Genomic DNA, 15,853 nt, shown 5'->3' on the forward strand with positions numbered 1-15,853 from the left:
CCTGTGGATAACTGCCCATCCTCTCCGGTGTCGCTTTCCGGACACCCCCCGTCGGCTTTTCGTTCCCGACCGCTCCATGAAAGATTCCGGCCACGGCAGCGGACTTCTGTCCGTGCTACCGGGTAACGTCGTGTGCCATGGCAGCCGAGCGGGACTCCCATCCACCGGCGTCGCGTCGGCGTGCCCCTGCGGCGTCCGGATCGCAGACCGCGGCGCCGACCACGCGCGGGCGGCCGGACCAGCGGCAGCAGCCGAGGCCGGCCCCGCAGCCGCCGCCCGTCGGCGGCGCGGCCCCCGAGGCGCACGACCGCGGCCGGGTCGAGGTGCGCCGCAGCGCCCGCCGCAGCCGCACCGTCTCCGCCTACCGCGAGGGCGACCGCACCGTCGTGCTGATCCCGGCCCGGATGTCGCACGCCGAGGAGCAGCGCTGGGTCGCGCAGATGCTGGAGAAGCTCGCCGCCCAGGAGTCCCGGCGGATCCCCGGGGACGAGGCCCTGATGGCCCGGGCCCGTGACCTCTCGGCCGCCTACCTGGACGGCCGCGCCCGGCCCCGCCAGGTCCGCTGGGTCACCAACCAGAACTCCCGCTGGGGCTCCTGCACCCCCAGCGAGGGCACGATCCGCCTCTCCCACCGCCTCCAGGGCATGCCCGAGTACGTGCTGGACTACGTGCTGCTGCACGAACTGGCGCACCTGCTGGTGCCGGACCACGGCCCGGCCTTCTGGGCCCTGTTGGAGGCCTACCCGCGGACCGAGCGGGCCCGCGGCTACCTGGAGGGCGTGGTCTCCGCGGCCCGGCTGCCGCACATCCCCGGCGCACGGCACGCGGGCCGGGGCCCGTCCGGGCCGGATCCGGCGGCCTCCTGCGGCTGAGGCCGCGCCCCTGGCGTCCCGCGTCCGGGGGCGCTCCGGGGCCGGCTCCCGGCCCGTACCGACCGGAGCAACGGCGGAAGGGGGCGCGGGCCGCTACGGCCGGCGCCCCCTTCCGGGTGCCTCACCTCAGCCGGTCAGCTGCCGGGCCCGGGCCACCAGGTCGCGCACCGAGTGGTCGGTGAGCTCCGGCAGCCGGTCGTAGTCGAACCAGCGCAGGTCCAGCGACTCCTCGCTGATCAGGGCCTGGGCGCCGGCCGGGGCCAGCGCGATGTACTGGACGTCCAGGTGGGTGTTCTCCGGCCGGTCCTTGCCGGTGCAGCGCACCAGGTGCCGGTCCAGCTTGGCCGGCACCGGGGCGCCGCCGCTCTCCAGCAGCACCAGGTCCGGGATGCCGGACTCCTCGACGGCCTCGCGCAGCGCGGCCGAGGCGAGGTCGCGGTCGCCCGGCTCGCAGTGCCCGCCCATCTGGAGCCACATGCCGACCTTCGGGTGCAGGGTCAGCAGCACCCGCCCGGCGTGCGGGTCGACGACCGCCGCGCTGGCGGTGATGTGCGCGGGCAGGCAGGAGCGGTACAGGCCGTCCGGCCGGTCGGCGAGGTGCTCCAGGTAGTCGAGCCGCAGCCGCTCCTGGTCCGGGTCGGCGGGCCGCCACCCGGCCAGGGTGCGGACGGCGTCCGCGTGCAGGCCGGTGGCGGCGGCGGGCGTCTCGGTGGCCGTCATGCGGTGGGCTCGCCCTTCCCGTTGGTGCCGTCCTCGTCGCTCCCCGGCTGCTCGCCCTCCGTGCCGGGGCCGGGCTTCTTGCCGAGGTCGGGCTTGCCGGCCGCGGCCTCGCCGAGCAGCTTGTCGATCGCGTCGAAGTCGAGGCCGCCCGCCAGGTCGTCGCCGGTGCCCCGGTGGACGAAGGCGTCCGGGTCGTCCAGGTCGGCGGCGGTGGGCAGCATGTCCGGGTGCTCCCAGAGCGCGTCACGGCCCTCGATGCCGCGGGCGTCGGCGAGCAGCGCCCAGAGCCGGGAGGCGTCGCGCAGGCGGCGCGGGCGCAGCTCCAGGCCGACCAGGGTGGCGAAGGTCTGCTCGGCGGGCCCACCGGCCGCGCGGCGGCGGCGGACGGTCTCGCGCAGTGCGCCGGCCTGCGGCAGGTGCGGCTCCGCGGCGGCGTGCACGACGGCGTCGACCCAGCCCTCGACCAGCGCGAGCGCCGTCTCCAGGCGGGCGAGCGCGGCCTTCTGCTCGGGGGTGTCCTCGGGCTGGAGCAGGCCGCCGGCCAGGGCCTCCTGGAGCGCCTCCGGGTTGCTCGGGTCGAGCTGGCCGACCAGCTCCTCCATCCGGGAGGCGTCGACCTTGATGCCGCGGGCGTAGGCCTCGACGGCGCCCAGCAGGTGGGCCCGCAGCCACGGCACGTGGGCGAAGAGCCGCTGGTGGGCGGCCTCGCGCAGGGCGAGGTAGAGCCGGACCTCGTCGGCGGGCACGCTCAGGCCCTCGCCGAACTCGGCGACGTTCTGCGGCAGCAGCGCGGCCCGGCCGGCCGGGGCGAGCGGCAGGCCGACGTCGGTCGAGCCGACCACCTCGCCGGCCAGCGCGCCGAGCGCCTGGCCGATCTGGGTGCCGAACATGGCGCCGCCCATCGAGCGCATCACGCCCATCAGCGGGCCGGCCATGGCCTGCATCTCCTCGGGCAGGACGCCGCCCATGGCGTTGCCGACCCGCTCGGCGACCGGGTCCACCAGGTCCTTCCAGACCGGGAGGGTGGCCTCGATCCACTCGGCGCGGCTCCAGGCGACGGCGGTGCCGGCGCCGGAGGGGAACTCGGTGGAGCCGTCGAGCCACAGGTCGGCCAGGCGGACGGCCTCGGCGACGGCGGAGCGCTCGGCCGCGCTGACCGAGCGGTCCTTGCTCTTGCCCTCGGCGGGCTCGGCGACGACGGTCTGACGCGCGATGTTCTTGGCGAGGTCCCAGTTCACCGGGCCGCCCTCGAACGAGAGCATCTGGCCGAGCTGCTGGAACGCGGCGCCGAGGTCGCCCGGGTTCATGCCGCCGAACATCGCGGCGAAGGGGTTGTCGGCCCCGCCGCCGGGGGCACCGGGCATGCCGAACATCGCGCCGAAGGGGTTGCCGGCCCCGAAGCCGAAGGGCTGCGGGCCGCTGCCCGGCTGGTCCTGGTCCTTCTTCTGCTGCGCGTCGTCGGGCTTGGCCTTGCCGTCCTCGGGCTCCTCGGGCGGAACGCCGAATCCGAAGGGAAGGTCGCTCACGGGGTCCTCGATCCGGTCGGCCGTCATGCGGGTGTGGCGGGAAAGTCTGCGCCCGGGACGGCGGCGGAGTGGGGGACTCGGGGGCGGCTCCCGCGCGGCAGGCCCGCGCCGGGTGCACCGCCGGGCCTTCGCCTCGGGCAGGATGGACGTACGTGACACACGTCCGTACGCACATAAAGCTAACCGTGGAGGATGGCCGGTGAGTTCCCCGCCTTCGGACGTTCGCTCTGGGCTGACCGGAGGAGAGGACGCCCCGGACACCACGGCGTCGCCGCCTCCAGCCTACGGCGGACGGCCGCTGACCGTGGCGGTCACGGGCGCGGCGGGGGTGCTGGGCGAGCGGGTGGCCGCCCGGCTGGTGGCCTCCCCGCACGTGCGCAGGGTCCTGGCGGTGGACGACCGGCGCGGGGACGTGCCGGGCGTGCAGTGGCGGGTGCTCGACGTGCGCGACCCGGCGGTGGCCGAGCGGCTGGCCGGGGTCGACGTGGTGGTGCACCTGGCGATGGACTTCGGGATGGAGTCCGACGCCCGGGCCCGCAGCGCCTACAACGTGCGCGGCGCCCAGACGGTGCTGACCGCGGCCGCGGCCGCCGGGGTGCACCGGGTGGTGCTGTGCACCTCGGCGATGGTCTACGGCGCGCTGGCCGACAACGAGGTGCCGCTGGCCGAGGACTCCGAACTGCGGGCCACCGAGGAGGCCTCGCTGGTCGGGGACCTGCTGGAGATCGAGCGGCTGGCCCGCCGGGCGCCGCGCGCCCACCCGGGCCTCCAGGTGACGGTGCTGCGCCCGGCCGTGGTGGTGGGCCCCGGCGTGGACACCGTGCTGACCCGGCACTTCGAGGCGCCCCGGCTGCTGGTGGTGGCCGGCTCCCGGCCGTGCTGGCAGTTCTGCCACGTGGAGGACCTGGCGGCGGCGCTGGAGTACGCGGCGCTGGGCCTGGTCGAGGGCGAGGTGACGGTCGGCTGCGACGGCTGGCTGGAGCAGGAGGACGTGGAGCGGCTGTCCGGGATCCGGCGGATGGAGCTGCCCGCCTCGCTGGCGCTGGGCACGGCCGCCCGGCTGCACCGGCTGGGCCTGACCCCGGCTCCGGCGGGGGACCTCGCGTACACCATGTACCCGTGGGTGGTGTCCGGCAGTCGGCTGCACGAGGCGGGCTGGCGCCCGGCGCACACCAACGAGCAGGTGCTGGCCGAGCTGCTGGAGCAGGTGTCCGGCAAGCACGCGGTGGCCGGGCGGCGGCTGGGCGGCAAGGAGGCGGCGACCAGCCTGGGGGCGGCCGGGGCGACGGTGGCCCTGGTGGGTACGGCGGCGCTGGTGCGCCGGGCCCGCAAGCGGCGCCGGTTCTGATCCGCCGGTTGCGACCGGTCGGCCGCCGCACGGCGTCTCTTCTCACGATGCGAAATTCCGGAACCGTGAAGCGGAAAGGGCTTGCCGCGCACCGTGCCGGATGGGGAATCATGGGGTCATGTCCGACAACCACGACCCCATCCGCCTGCTCGCCATCCGCGAGACCCCGCTCTCGCTGGACGAGGTGTACGAGGCGGTCGGCGACGACGCGGCCGGCGGCACCACCGTCTTCGTCGGGACGGTCCGGGACCACGACGGCGGCAAGCCGGTCTCGGTGCTGGAGTACAGCTGCCACCCCACCGCCGAGCGGGAGATGCGCCGGATCGCCGAGAAGGTGGTCGCGGAGTTCCCGGTCCGGGCGCTCGCCGCGGTCCACCGGGTGGGCCGGCTGGAGATCACCGACAAGGCCGTGATCGTCGCGGTCTCCTGCGCCCACCGCGGCGAGGCCTTCGCGGCCGCGCGCCGGCTGATCGACGACCTCAAGCACGAGGTGCCGATCTGGAAGCACCAGGTCTTCTCCGACGGCGCGGAGGAGTGGGTCGGCGCCGGCGGCTGCTGAGAGCCGCGGAACCGGGCGGCACACCCCGTGCGTCCGTCGGGGCAGGCGCGCCGCGCCCTCACTCCAACGGGTCCGTGACGCTGCTCCGGATACTCCCTGGAAGTGAGCCGATCGGCCGCCCCGTAACCCGGACGGCGTCGGCCGCGTTGTCCGCCGGAGTGGTTAATCTGCTCATAGACACGACGAGCTGGGAGTGCTGACATGGGTGTGCTCGCCTGGTTGATCATTCCGGTTGTCGCCGTCCTGGTCGCCGCCCTCTGGGCGGGGTGGGCCCAGCGGGCCCCGCGGGCCACCGGTGACCCCGCCTCACTCGCCGAGCACCGGCGTTTCATGGCCGCGATGGAGCGCACCACCGCCGGTGCGGCCACTCCCGGCGAGGGCTCAGGCAGGTAGCCCGGCGGGCGTCCGTTCAGGCCCGTCCCGTACTGTCGAGGCATGCCACGCCGCTCCGCGACGATGCTCGCTGCCACCCTGCTGCTCATAGCGCTGCTCTGCGTCTCGGTGCTGATGAAGGTTCCGTACACGGAGATGAGCCCGGGGCCGACGTACAACACGCTCGGCAACCAGGGCGGCAAGCCGGTGATCAGCATCAGCGGGCACGAGTCGTACCCGACGACCGGGCACCTCAACATGACCACCGTGCAGGTCACCGGGGCGAAGTACGAGCCCAGCCTGGTCAACGCGGTGGTCGGCTGGCTGCGGGACGACGTGCTGGTGGTGCCGCACGACAACGTCTACCCCAAGGGGCAGTCGGACGCGGACGCCAAGAAGCAGAACGCGGAGGAGTTCGCCTCCTCCGAGGACAGCGCCCGCACCGCGGCCCTCAAGCAGCTGGGCGTCCCGGTCGGCAGCGAGCTGATCGTGAAGTCGGTCACCGCGGGCGCCCCGGCCGAGGGCCGGCTGCACGCGGGCGACCAGATCGTGGCGGTGGACGGCACGCCGGTCGGCGCGGTCGACCAGGTGGCCGCGGCCGTCACCAGGCACAAGCCGGGCGAGTCGGTGGTCTTCACCGTCGTGCCGCGGGTCAAGGACGCCAACGGTGCCGCCGCGCCGGGCGGGAAGACGGACGTCACCGTCCCGACCGTACGGGCCAAGGACCTGGACCCGAGCGCCCCCGCCGAGCGGGCCGGGCTCGCGGTGGTGGGCATCGGCACCGGGATCCGGCACACCTACCCGTTCCAGATCGACATCGGCCTCCAGGATGTCGGCGGCCCGAGCGCCGGCCTGATGTTCTCGCTGGGCATCATCGACAAGCTCACCCCGGGCGGGGACCTCACCGGCGGCAGGTTCGTGGCCGGCACCGGGACGATCGACGACGACGGCAAGGTCGGCCCGATCGGCGGCATCTCGATGAAGCTGATCGCCGCCCGGGACGCCGGGGCCGAGTACTTCTTCACCCCGTCCTCGAACTGCGCCGAGGCGAGCAAGAACACGCCCTCCGGGCTGACCCTGATCAAGGCGGACACGCTGGACGGCGCGCTGAAGTCGCTGGAGCTGGTCCGCTCCGGGCAGACCGGCGCCCTGCCGTCCTGCGCGGCCGGGTAGCCACGGGGACGGACCGCGGGAGCGGCCCACCGGGGCGGACCCGCCGGGCAGCCGCCGGACCTGCCGGGCAGCCGCCGGGGCGGCCGCCCGCAGGCGTCAGGCGAAGGTCGCCAGCAGCGCGTCGGTCAGGCCGGGCACCAGGTCCGGGCCGGTCAGCACCTCGCGGGCGACGTCCTTGGAGCGCAGCCGCAGCGCGATCTCCTTCTTGCCGTCGCGGAGCACCGCGGCGGTGATCCGCACCTCCTCGCGCTGGGGGTGGTTGGCCACCCACTCGGTGAGCTGGGCGTCGGAGGCGCCGCGCGGGCGGGACTGCTCGGCGCCCGGGGGCAGCATCAGGCGCTCGACGACCAGGGCGCAGCCCGCCACGGCGTCGGGCCAGGCGATGGTGCCGAGGAACTTGTCGAGCTCCATGCCGGCCGGCAGCTCGTCCTGCTCGATCGGGGTCAGGCCGGCCTCGTCGCCCTCGGCCAGGCCGAGCTGCTTGGCGATCTTCGGGTCGGCCTTGCGCAGGGCGGCGCTGTCCACCAGGGCGAACAGCCGGGCCGGGAGGTCCCAGCCGAGGGTGGCGGCGTACTCGTCGATCTCCAGCGCGGCCCGGGTCAGCGGGGTGGCGGCCGGGAGCTTGGAGACGTCGTCGGGGGAGTTGTTCAGATCAGACGCGTCGGACATGCCTCAATCCTCACACGCCGGGCGGGGCGCGCTCACCGGACGGCCGCGGGCGGCCTCGGCAGCCGCGGCGGGGACGGCCGGCGGTGGGCGGGCGTCGTAACCGTCTGCTAACGGTGGGAACTCGGCCGAAGCCTGGTTAAGTTTCCCTGACGACCGACCCCATTCAGACGACACAGCCGAGGTGCCACCGTGGTCTTCCAGATGCCCGAACGCTCAGGGCCGGGTTTCCGGCGCAGGGTAGGCCCGCCCTCCCGGCGGGCGCGGGTGGCCCTGCTGACCCTGGGCGTGCTCGCGGTGCTCTTCCTGCTGTTCGTGATGTTCGCGGGGTTCTGGACGGACTGGCTGTGGTTCAGGTCGGTGCGCTTCTCCTCGGTGTTCACCACCCAGCTGTGGACGAAGGTCGGCCTGTTCGCCGTGTTCGGCCTGCTGATGGCGGTGATCGTCGGCTTCAACCTCTGGCTGGCGCACCGGCTGCGGCCGCCGCTGTCGGCGATGTCGGTGGAGCAGCAGAGCCTGGACCGCTACCGGGCCGGCCTGGCGCCGTTCAAGCGTTGGGCGCTGATCGGCGTCTCGCTGGTGATCGGCCTGGTGGCCGGCGCCGCGGCCTCCGGGCAGTGGCGGACCTGGCTGATGTGGACGAACGCGACCTCCTTCGGTGAGAAGGACTCGCAGTTCGGCATGGACGTCTCGTTCTACGCCTTCGACCTGCCGTTCTACGAGTTCGTGCTGGGCTTCGCGTTCAGCGCGGTGATCGTCTCGCTGCTGACCTCGGCGCTGGTGCACTACCTCTACGGCGGGCTGCGCCTCCAGGGCCCGGGCCGCCGGGTGAGCACGGGCGCGCAGGGGCACCTCGCGGTGCTGCTGGGCGTGTTCGTGCTGCTGAAGGCCGTCGCGTACTGGCTGGACCGGTACGCGCTGGCGGTGAAGACCGGCTCGTACAAGGGCGTCTCCGGCTGGACCGGCCTGCGCTACGTGGACGCGAACGCCTTCCTGCCGGCCAAGACCATCCTGTTCTTCGTCGCGATCATCTGCGCGGTGCTGTTCTTCCTGACCCCGATCCGGCGCACCTGGGCCCCGGCCCTGATCGGCCTGGGGCTGATGGTGCTGTCGGCGGTGCTGATCGGCGGGCTGTACCCGGCGATCGTGCAGCAGTTCCAGGTCAAGCCGAACGAGCAGGCCAAGGAGACGCCGTACATCCAGAAGAACATCGACGCCACCCGCCAGGCGTACGGGATCGCGGACGCGCAGACCACCCCGTACAGCCCGCAGGGCACCACCAACGCGGAGGCGCTCAAGCCGGACGCGCAGACCGTCGGGGACATCCGGCTGCTGGACCCGAACGTCGTCTCGCCGGCGTTCCAGTCGCTGGAGCAGCAGCGCAACTACTACGCCTTCCCGAGCACGCTGGACGTGGACCGCTACGGCAGCGGGCAGGACAAGCAGGACAGCGTGATCGGCCTGCGCGAGCTGGATCTCAACGGCGTGCAGCGCAACTGGATCAACGACCACTTCAAGTACACCCACGGCTACGGCGCGGTCGTCGCCAAGGGCAACCAGGTGGACGACAAGGGCCAGCCGGTGTTCACCGAGTCGGGCCTGCCGGCCACCGGCACGCTGGGCGACTACCAGCAGCGGATCTACTACGGCGAGAAGACCACCACCTACTCGATCGTCGGCGGCGCGAACAAGGAGATCGACTACACCGATCCCAAGACCGGCCAGAACGCCGAGTACACCTACACCGGCGGCAGCGGTGTCTCGCTGGACAACCCGCTGACCCGGGCCGCGTATGCGGTGCGCTTCGCCGAGCCGCAGATCCTCTACGCGGGGGCGATCAGCGACGGCGCCAAGGTGATCTACAACCGGACGCCGAAGGAGCGGGTGGAGAAGGTCGCGCCGTGGCTGTCGATCGACGCCGACCCGTACCCGGTGGTGCAGGACGGCCGGGTGCTGTGGGTGCTGGACGGCTACACCACCTCGGACGGCTTCCCGTTCTCCTCGAAGACGACGCTGGGCACCGCCACCAAGGACTCGCTGACCAACCAGCGCGGTGAGCTGCTGACCGCCGCCAACCAGGTCAACTACATCCGCAACTCGGTCAAGGCCACGGTGGACGCCTACACCGGCGAGGTGAAGCTCTACCAGTGGGACGAGAAGGACCCGGTGCTGAAGACCTGGATGAAGGCCTTCCCGGGCACCGTGGAGCCGAAGGCGGACATCCCGCAGACGCTGCTGCCGCACCTGCGCTACCCGCAGGACATGTTCAAGGTGCAGCGCGACCTGCTCGGCCAGTACCACGTCACCGACGCCAACTCGTTCTTCAACGGCAGTGACATCTGGCAGACCCCGGTGGACCCGACCAGCGACACCAAGCAGGTCCAGCCGCCGTACTACGTGACGGTGCGGATGCCGGACACCAGCGCCGCGAGCTTCTCGCTGACCAGTACCTTCGTGCCCAACGGGCGGCCCAACCTGGCGGCGTTCATGGCCGTCAACGCGGACCCGGGGGACGACTACGGGAAGATCCGCATCCTGAAGATGACCGGTGAGAGCGGCGCGCCCGGCCCCGGGCTGGTGCAGTCGAAGTTCAACTCCCGGCAGGAGGTGGCCCAGCAGATCTTCGCGCTGAAGAGCGGCGGCGACGCCGAGCTGGAGTACGGCAACCTGCTGACCCTGCCGGTCGGCGGCGGACTGCTCAACATCGAGCCGGTGTACGTGCGCGGCCGCGGTGCCAAGTACCCGACGATGCAGAAGGTCCTGGCGGTGTACGGGGACGACAACGTGGCGTTCGAGGACACCCTGGAGGCCGCGCTGAAGAAGGTGTTCGGCGGGGCGCCCCCGTCGACCACCCCGACCGTGCCCTCCAACCCGGGCACCGGGACGGCCCCGACGACGCCCACCACGCCGGCGCCGGGCGCGACGATCTCGCCCGAGCTGTCGAAGGCGCTCTCGGACGCGGAGAAGGCGTACAACGACAGCCAGACCGCGTTCAAGAACGGCGACTGGGTGGCCTACGGCAACGCCCAGAAGGCGCTCGGCGACGCCCTGAAGGCCGCCGAGGCGGCCCGCGGCGGCAGCCCGGCGCCCGCCCCGTCCGGCACGCCCGCCCCGGGCGCCACCGGCGGCGGATCGCCCGGCCCGCAGCCGTAGCCCGCTGAGCTGCGGCAACCGTTTTCCGCTCCACCCCGCGACCGTGCTATGGTTTGACCACCGACGCGGGGTGGAGCAGCTCGGTAGCTCGCTGGGCTCATAACCCAGAGGTCGCAGGTTCAAATCCTGTCCCCGCTACAAAGGCCGGAGGCCCGGAGGATTCTTCCTCCGGGCCTCCGGTGTTTCGCGGACCGTTCCCCGCCGGGCCGCTCCCCGCCCCGCCGTCCCCCGCGGGCCCGTCCCGCCGCGCCGTCTCTCGCCACGGAAGCGGCAGGAACCGCTCCGGTACTATCGACCGTCGCCAAGGAGGACGGCAGCGGGGTTTGTGAGGTCGAAGTGTCGGGAAATCGACAAAGCGCCGAAGCAGTTTCGTCGGCTTCGGGTCGGCCCCGCCGGATTTCGGCCGGGGCAGGTGTACGCGGGTACTGGGTGATGCGACGATGGGACACATGGGGGACGGTGCACGGCCGCTGACCGGCCGTCGGGTCCGGCGCCTCTCCTGGCAGTCCCCCCGGCCGCAGGCCGGGGCACGATGCCGCGACACTCTGGGGGAGCGGGAGTCGGCATGAGGCTGATCGGCAAGTCAGGCGCCAGGTCCGCGGCGGCAGCCGAGGCGGACACCGACGCCTGGGCGGAGAGCGCCGAGCGCACCGCCAGCCGTCCCGGAGCCCTGCCCGCCCAGCGCACCAGCGAACTGTCCGACCGCCCCCCGGCCCCGGGCTACGGGCCCGACAGCCTCGTCCACGTGCCGACCCGCCAGTTCGCCGCCGCCGTCGGCGCGTACGGGGAGCAATCCGACGGGGAGCCGGCCGCCGGTGCCGCGCTCGACCCGGCCGGCCTGGACTCGACCAGCTTCGAGACCGCCCTCGCCGCCCGCGAGTCCGCCGCGCTGGAGGCCCGCCACCGGCAGGCCGCCGACGACGGCGACCCGGACGCCGCCTGCCGGCTGGGCACCCTGCTGCTGCGCCGCGGCGAGCTGGAGGACGCCGAGCCCTACCTGCGCACCGCCGCGGCCGCCGGGCTGCGCGCGGCCGCCAACAACCTCGGCGTGCTGCTGCACCAGCAGGGCCACCGCGAGGAGGCCGGCCAGTGGTGGCGCCAGGCCGCGGTGGCCGGCAGCGCGCCGGCCGCGCACGCGCTCGGGCTGCAACTGCGCGACCAGGGCGAGGAGGAGGCCGCCGAGTACTGGCTGCACTTCGCCGCGGACCACGGCCACCCGCTGGGCGCCTACGCCCTGGGCGACCTGATGGAGCACCGGCGGGACGTGCGCGCCGAGCGCTGGTTCAAGGTCTCCGCCGACGCCGGGCACCGGGAGGCCTCCTACCGGCTGGCCCGGATGCGCGAGGCCGCCGGGGACAAGGAGACCGCCGAGACCTGGTACCGCACGGCCGCCGCCCGCAGCCACGCCCGCGCCGCGCTGCGCCTGGGCGTGCTGCTGGAGGAGCGCGCCCGCACCGATCGGGCGCTGCTGGAGGAGGCGGCCCGCTGGTACCGGCAGGCCGCCCAGAACGGGGAGCCGCGCGCGGCCTGCTCGCTGGGCTTCCTGCTGCGCGACTCCGGGGACCTGGCGGCGGCCGCCGAGTGGTGGCGGGAGGCCGCCGAGGCCGGGGACGGCAACGCCGCCAACGCGCTGGGGGCGCTGCACGCGAGCCGCGGCGAGGCCGCCGAGGCCGAGCACTGGTACCGCGCCGCGCTGGAGGCGGGCGACCAGAACGGCGCCTTCAACCTCGGCCTGCTCTGCGCGGGCACCGGGCGCGAGCAGCAGGCCGAGCAGTGGTACCGCCGGGCCGCGTACGCCGGGCACCGGGAGGCCTGCAACGCGCTGGCCGTGGTGCTGCTCCAGCGCGGGGACGAGTCCGGCGCCCAGCCGTGGTTCTCCAAGGCGGCCGAGGCCGGCAGCGTGGACGGCGCGTTCAACCTCGGCGTGCTGCACGCCGGGCGCGGCGAGCAGCGGCAGGCCCAGGAGTGGTACGCGCGGGCGGCGGCCGAGGGGCACGGCGAGGCGGCGCTCCAGCTCGCGGTCGTCCAGGAGCAGCGCGGCAACGTGGCGGGGGCGCTGGAGCGCTACCGGCAGGCGGCGGCCGGCGGCTCGGCCGAGGGCGCCTTCCGGCTGGCCTCGCTGCTGGACCGGCGCGGGGACGCGGACGCCGAGGCCGAGCACTGGTACGCGCTGGCGGCCGACGCCGGGCACCGCCGGGCGCAGGTGCGGATGGGCGTGCGGGCGGCCGAGCGCGGGGCGCTGGAGATCGCCGAGAGCTGGTACCGGCGGGCCGCCGAGGCGGGCAGCCGCAGTGCCGCCTTCAACCTGGGGCTGCTGCTGGCCCGGCAGGACAGCGAGGCCGAGGCGATGCTCTGGTACACCCGGGCGGCGGACGCCGGGCACGGGCGGGCGGCGCTGCGCCTGGCCCTGCTGGCGCTGCGCCGCGGGGAGCCGGTGCAGGCGGAGAACTGGTGCCGGCGGGCGATCGACTCGGGGCCGGCCGAGGTGGCGGAGCGGGCCGGCCGGCTGCTGGGCGCGCTGAACGCCGAACTGAGCGCGTAGCGGCCTGCCCGCGCCCCGGCCGGCCGGTCAGGGGCGGCAGTCGGGGCACAGGCCGCGGTAGGTGACCTCGGCCGCGGTGACGGTGAAGCCGAAGCGTTCGGCGGCGGGCAGGGCGGCCAGTGGGTCGCCGTCGGGGTGGACGTCGCGGATGGCGCCGCAGCCCGAGCAGATCAGGTGCTGGTGGGCGCGGTGGGCGTTGGGGTCGTAGCGCTTGGCGCGGCCGTCGGCGGCGACCTCCAGGACCTCCCCGAGGGCGACGAGCTCGCCGAGCGTGTTGTAGACGGTGGCGCGGCTGATCTCGGGCAGCCGGCAGGCCGCGCGGGCGTGCACCTCGTCCGCGGTGAGGTGGACGTGCTCGCCCGCCAGGACCTCCGCGACGACCCGGCGCTGTGCCGTCAGCCGCCAGCCGCGGGTGCGCAGTCTCTCCAGCAGGTCGCTCATGCCCTCCAGGGTAGGTCACGGTCCGGGATTGGTTCCAGTGTTGACTTGGACAAAGTCCAAGTTAGGATCGTGTCATCACGACCGGATACCGCGGAGGCACTCCCATGACGACCCAGGACGCGCTGCGCCCGACCCTGACCACGGAGGCGGGGGCCCCCGTCGCCGACAACCAGAACACCGAGACGGCGGGCGCCGGGGGCCCGGCGCTCATCCAGGACCAGCTGCTGTTCGAGAAGCTCGCGCACTTCAACCGGGAGCGGATCCCGGAGCGCGTGGTGCACGCCCGCGGCGCCGGAGCCTACGGCACCTTCACGGTGACCGCCGACGTCACGCCCTGGACCAGGGCGGCGTTCCTGTCCGAGGTCGGCAAGCAGACCGAGGTCTTCCTGCGGTTCTCCACGGTGGCGGGCAACCTCGGCGCCGCCGACGCGGTGCGCGACCCGCGCGGCTTCGCGCTGAAGTTCTACACCGAGGAGGGCAACTACGACCTCGTCGGCAACAACACCCCGGTGTTCTTCATCAGGGACGCCATCAAGTTCCCCGACTTCATCCACACCCAGAAGCGGGACCCGTACACCGGCTCCCAGGAGGCGGACAACGTCTGGGACTTCTGGGGCCTGTCGCCCGAGTCAACCCACCAGGTGACCTGGCTGTTCGGCGACCGCGGCATCCCGGCCTCGTACCGGCACATGAACGGCTACGGCTCGCACACCTACCAGTGGCAGAACGAGGCCGGCGAGCACTTCTGGGTCAAGTACCACTTCAAGACCGACCAGGGCATCCGCAACCTCACCCAGGCCGAGGCCAACGTCCTGGCCGGCGAGGACCCGGACAGCCACCAGCGGGACCTGCGCGAGTCGATCGAGCGCGGCGAGTTCCCCAGCTGGACGGTGCAGGTCCAGATCATGCCGGCGGCCGACGCGGCGACCTACCGCTTCAACCCCTTCGACCTGACCAAGGTCTGGCCGCACGCCGACTACCCGCCGATCGAGATCGGCAAGCTGGAGCTCAACCGCAACCCCGACAACGTCTTCGCCGAGGTCGAGCAGTCGGTCTTCTCCCCCGCGCACTTCGTGCCCGGCATCGGCCCGTCCCCGGACAAGATGCTCCAGGGCCGGCTGTTCGCGTACGCCGACGCCCACCGCTACCGGGTCGGCATCAACGCCGACCACCTGCCGGTGAACCGTCCGCACGCCACCGAGGCCCGCACCAACAGCCGGGACGGACACCTGTACGACGGCCGCCACGGCCGGCAGAAGAACTACGAGCCGAACAGCTTCGGCGGCCCGGTGCAGACCGGCCGCCCGCTGTGGGCCGCGACCGCCGTCGACGGCCTCACCGGCAACCACGTCGCGCCCCTGCACGCCGAGGACGACGACTTCGTGCAGGCCGGCGACCTCTACCGGCTGTTCTCGGAGGACGAGAAGCAGCGCCTGGTCGCCAACCTGTCGGGCTTCATCGCCAAGGTCTCCGCGGACCGCGAGGACATCGTGGAGCGCGCGGTCGACAACTTCCGCAAGGCCGACGCCGACTTCGGGCAGCGGCTGGAAGCGGCGGTCCGGGAGCTGCGCAAGAAGTAGCGGCGGGCCGTACCAGCGGCAGGCCCTGTGACCGGCTCCCACCGGTCACAGGGCCTGCAACCGTGTCGGCGGCCTGCGGCCGGGGCGCAGGCCTGCCGCCGCGTCAGACCGAGAGCCGGCGCAGCGTCTCCTCGTGCAGCAGGCCGTTGGAGGCGACGGCGTCGGCGCCGCCGGGGCCGGGGACGCCGTCCAGACCGGTGAACCGGCCGCCGGCCTCCTCGACGATGATGCAGTTGGCCGCCATGTCCCACAGCGACAGCTCGGGCTCGGCGGCGATGTCGACGGCGCCCTCGGCGACCATCATGTAGGACCAGAAGTCGCCGTACGCGCGGGTGCGCCAGCAGGCGCGGGTGAGGTCCAGGAACGGGTCGAGGCGCCCGCGCTCCTCCCAGCCGCTGAGCGAGGAGTAGGAGAAGGACGCGTCCTCGATCCGGGAGACGCCGGAGACGTGCAGCCGGGAGGCCTTGGCCAGGCTGCGGCCGCCGAACGCCCCGAGGCCCTTGGCCGCCCACCAGCGGCGCTGCAGGGCGGGGGCGGAGACGATGCCGACCACCGGGCGCTCGACGCCGTCCGGGCCGTCCTCCAGCAGCGCGATCAGGGTGGCCCAGACCGGGACGCCGCGGATGTAGTTCTTGGTGCCGTCGATCGGGTCGATCACCCAGCGGCGCGGGCCCGAGCCCTGGAGCCCGAACTCCTCGCCGAGGACGGCGTCGCGCGGGCGGGCCCGCTGCAGCACGCTGCGCACCAGCTCCTCGGCGGCCTTGTCGGCGTCGCTCACCGGGGTGAGGTCGGGCTTGGTCTCGACCTTCAGGTCGAGGGCTCGGAAGCGCTCCAGGGTGACCGAGTCGGCCGAGTCGGCGAGGACATGGGCGAGTCGGAGGTCGTCGTGGTAGTCGGCCAT

General features: G+C 73.7%; 13 protein-coding genes and 1 tRNA gene. 9 read left to right on the forward strand and 5 right to left on the reverse strand.

What is annotated here, in order from left to right; genetic code table 11:
- The first annotated feature begins 137 nt into the window (after positions 1-137).
- Positions 138-872 carry a M48 family metallopeptidase gene (locus ACH5AR_RS25725; protein ID WP_396303861.1) on the forward strand — a complete coding sequence of 245 codons (735 nt, stop codon included), beginning with the start codon at positions 138-140 and terminating at the stop codon, positions 870-872.
- 126 nt (positions 873-998) lie between these two features.
- On the opposite strand, the gene ACH5AR_RS25730 is transcribed toward ACH5AR_RS25725, so the two are convergent.
- The gene (locus ACH5AR_RS25730; RefSeq protein WP_396303862.1) at positions 999-1,592 is read right to left on the reverse strand and encodes an NUDIX hydrolase; all 594 of its coding nucleotides are present in this window, start codon (positions 1,590-1,592) and stop codon (positions 999-1,001) included.
- Positions 1,589-3,118, reverse strand: a complete 1,530-nt coding sequence (locus tag ACH5AR_RS25735) for a zinc-dependent metalloprotease (RefSeq protein ID WP_396303863.1) — start codon at positions 3,116-3,118, stop codon at positions 1,589-1,591. The genes ACH5AR_RS25730 and ACH5AR_RS25735 overlap by 4 nt, the downstream gene beginning before the upstream one ends.
- 199 nt (positions 3,119-3,317) lie before the next feature.
- Here ACH5AR_RS25735 and ACH5AR_RS25740 point away from each other — a divergent pair, with 199 nt between their 5' ends.
- The 4 genes from ACH5AR_RS25740 to ACH5AR_RS25755 all read left to right on the forward strand — a co-directional run bounded on the left by ACH5AR_RS25740 (position 3,318) and on the right by ACH5AR_RS25755 (position 6,570).
- A complete protein-coding gene (locus ACH5AR_RS25740; RefSeq protein WP_396303864.1) occupies positions 3,318-4,466 on the forward strand; it encodes an NAD-dependent epimerase/dehydratase family protein in 1,149 nt (382 codons plus the stop codon).
- Between the two features lie 118 nt (positions 4,467-4,584).
- A complete protein-coding gene (locus tag ACH5AR_RS25745) occupies positions 4,585-5,025 on the forward strand; it encodes a molybdenum cofactor biosynthesis protein MoaE (RefSeq protein WP_396303865.1) in 441 nt (146 codons plus the stop codon).
- 219 nt (positions 5,026-5,244) lie between these two features.
- Positions 5,245-5,418: a hypothetical protein gene (locus ACH5AR_RS25750; protein ID WP_396303866.1), complete on the forward strand. Its 174-nt coding sequence runs from the start codon at positions 5,245-5,247 to the stop codon at positions 5,416-5,418.
- 42 nt (positions 5,419-5,460) lie between these two features.
- Positions 5,461-6,570 (forward strand): PDZ domain-containing protein, encoded by a 1,110-nt coding sequence (locus ACH5AR_RS25755; RefSeq protein WP_396303867.1) that lies wholly within the window; start codon positions 5,461-5,463, stop codon positions 6,568-6,570.
- A 96-nt stretch (positions 6,571-6,666) separates the two neighbouring features.
- Here the strand turns inward: ACH5AR_RS25755 and ACH5AR_RS25760 are convergent, their stop codons facing one another.
- Positions 6,667-7,239 (reverse strand): PPA1309 family protein, encoded by a 573-nt coding sequence (locus ACH5AR_RS25760; protein ID WP_396303868.1) that lies wholly within the window; start codon positions 7,237-7,239, stop codon positions 6,667-6,669.
- A 201-nt stretch (positions 7,240-7,440) separates the two neighbouring features.
- On the opposite strand from ACH5AR_RS25760, the gene ACH5AR_RS25765 reads away from it, so the two are divergent.
- From ACH5AR_RS25765 to ACH5AR_RS25775, 3 genes are all read left to right on the forward strand, one after another.
- Positions 7,441-10,389, forward strand: coding sequence for a UPF0182 family protein (locus ACH5AR_RS25765; protein ID WP_396303869.1), 2,949 nt, complete (start codon positions 7,441-7,443; stop codon positions 10,387-10,389).
- A gap of 64 nt (positions 10,390-10,453) precedes the next feature.
- A tRNA-Met gene (locus ACH5AR_RS25770) sits at positions 10,454-10,527 on the forward strand.
- A 427-nt stretch (positions 10,528-10,954) separates the two neighbouring features.
- Positions 10,955-12,931 carry a tetratricopeptide repeat protein gene (locus ACH5AR_RS25775; RefSeq protein WP_396303870.1) on the forward strand — a complete coding sequence of 659 codons (1,977 nt, stop codon included), beginning with the start codon at positions 10,955-10,957 and terminating at the stop codon, positions 12,929-12,931.
- 27 nt (positions 12,932-12,958) lie between these two features.
- On the opposite strand, the gene ACH5AR_RS25780 is transcribed toward ACH5AR_RS25775, so the two are convergent.
- The gene (locus tag ACH5AR_RS25780; protein WP_396303871.1) at positions 12,959-13,372 is read right to left on the reverse strand and encodes a Fur family transcriptional regulator; all 414 of its coding nucleotides are present in this window, start codon (positions 13,370-13,372) and stop codon (positions 12,959-12,961) included.
- Between the two features lie 104 nt (positions 13,373-13,476).
- On the opposite strand from ACH5AR_RS25780, the gene ACH5AR_RS25785 reads away from it, so the two are divergent.
- The gene (locus ACH5AR_RS25785) at positions 13,477-14,952 is read left to right on the forward strand and encodes a catalase (RefSeq protein ID WP_396303872.1); all 1,476 of its coding nucleotides are present in this window, start codon (positions 13,477-13,479) and stop codon (positions 14,950-14,952) included.
- Between the two features lie 103 nt (positions 14,953-15,055).
- On the opposite strand, the gene hisN is transcribed toward ACH5AR_RS25785, so the two are convergent.
- On the reverse strand, positions 15,056-15,853 hold the full coding sequence (gene hisN, locus ACH5AR_RS25790; protein ID WP_396303873.1) for a histidinol-phosphatase: 798 nt from the start codon (positions 15,851-15,853) through the stop codon (positions 15,056-15,058).

The sequence above is a fragment of the Kitasatospora sp. NPDC018619 genome, assembly GCF_044391605.1.
In the GTDB taxonomy this organism is placed as follows: Bacteria; Actinomycetota; Actinomycetes; order Streptomycetales; family Streptomycetaceae; genus Kitasatospora.

Coding starts and splice junctions, on each gene's coding strand:
- ACH5AR_RS25725 (WP_396303861.1), top strand. CDS start 138: ATGGCAGCCGAGCGGGACTCCCATCCACCGGCGTCGCGTCGGCGTGCC.
- ACH5AR_RS25730 (WP_396303862.1), bottom strand. CDS start 1,592: ATGACGGCCACCGAGACGCCCGCCGCCGCCACCGGCCTGCACGCGGAC.
- ACH5AR_RS25745 (WP_396303865.1), top strand. CDS start 4,585: ATGTCCGACAACCACGACCCCATCCGCCTGCTCGCCATCCGCGAGACC.
- ACH5AR_RS25755 (WP_396303867.1), top strand. CDS start 5,461: ATGCCACGCCGCTCCGCGACGATGCTCGCTGCCACCCTGCTGCTCATA.
- ACH5AR_RS25760 (WP_396303868.1), bottom strand. CDS start 7,239: ATGTCCGACGCGTCTGATCTGAACAACTCCCCCGACGACGTCTCCAAG.
- ACH5AR_RS25765 (WP_396303869.1), top strand. CDS start 7,441: ATGCCCGAACGCTCAGGGCCGGGTTTCCGGCGCAGGGTAGGCCCGCCC.
- ACH5AR_RS25775 (WP_396303870.1), top strand. CDS start 10,955: ATGAGGCTGATCGGCAAGTCAGGCGCCAGGTCCGCGGCGGCAGCCGAG.
- ACH5AR_RS25780 (WP_396303871.1), bottom strand. CDS start 13,372: ATGAGCGACCTGCTGGAGAGACTGCGCACCCGCGGCTGGCGGCTGACG.
- ACH5AR_RS25785 (WP_396303872.1), top strand. CDS start 13,477: ATGACGACCCAGGACGCGCTGCGCCCGACCCTGACCACGGAGGCGGGG.
- hisN (WP_396303873.1), bottom strand. CDS start 15,853: ATGGCCGACTACCACGACGACCTCCGACTCGCCCATGTCCTCGCCGAC.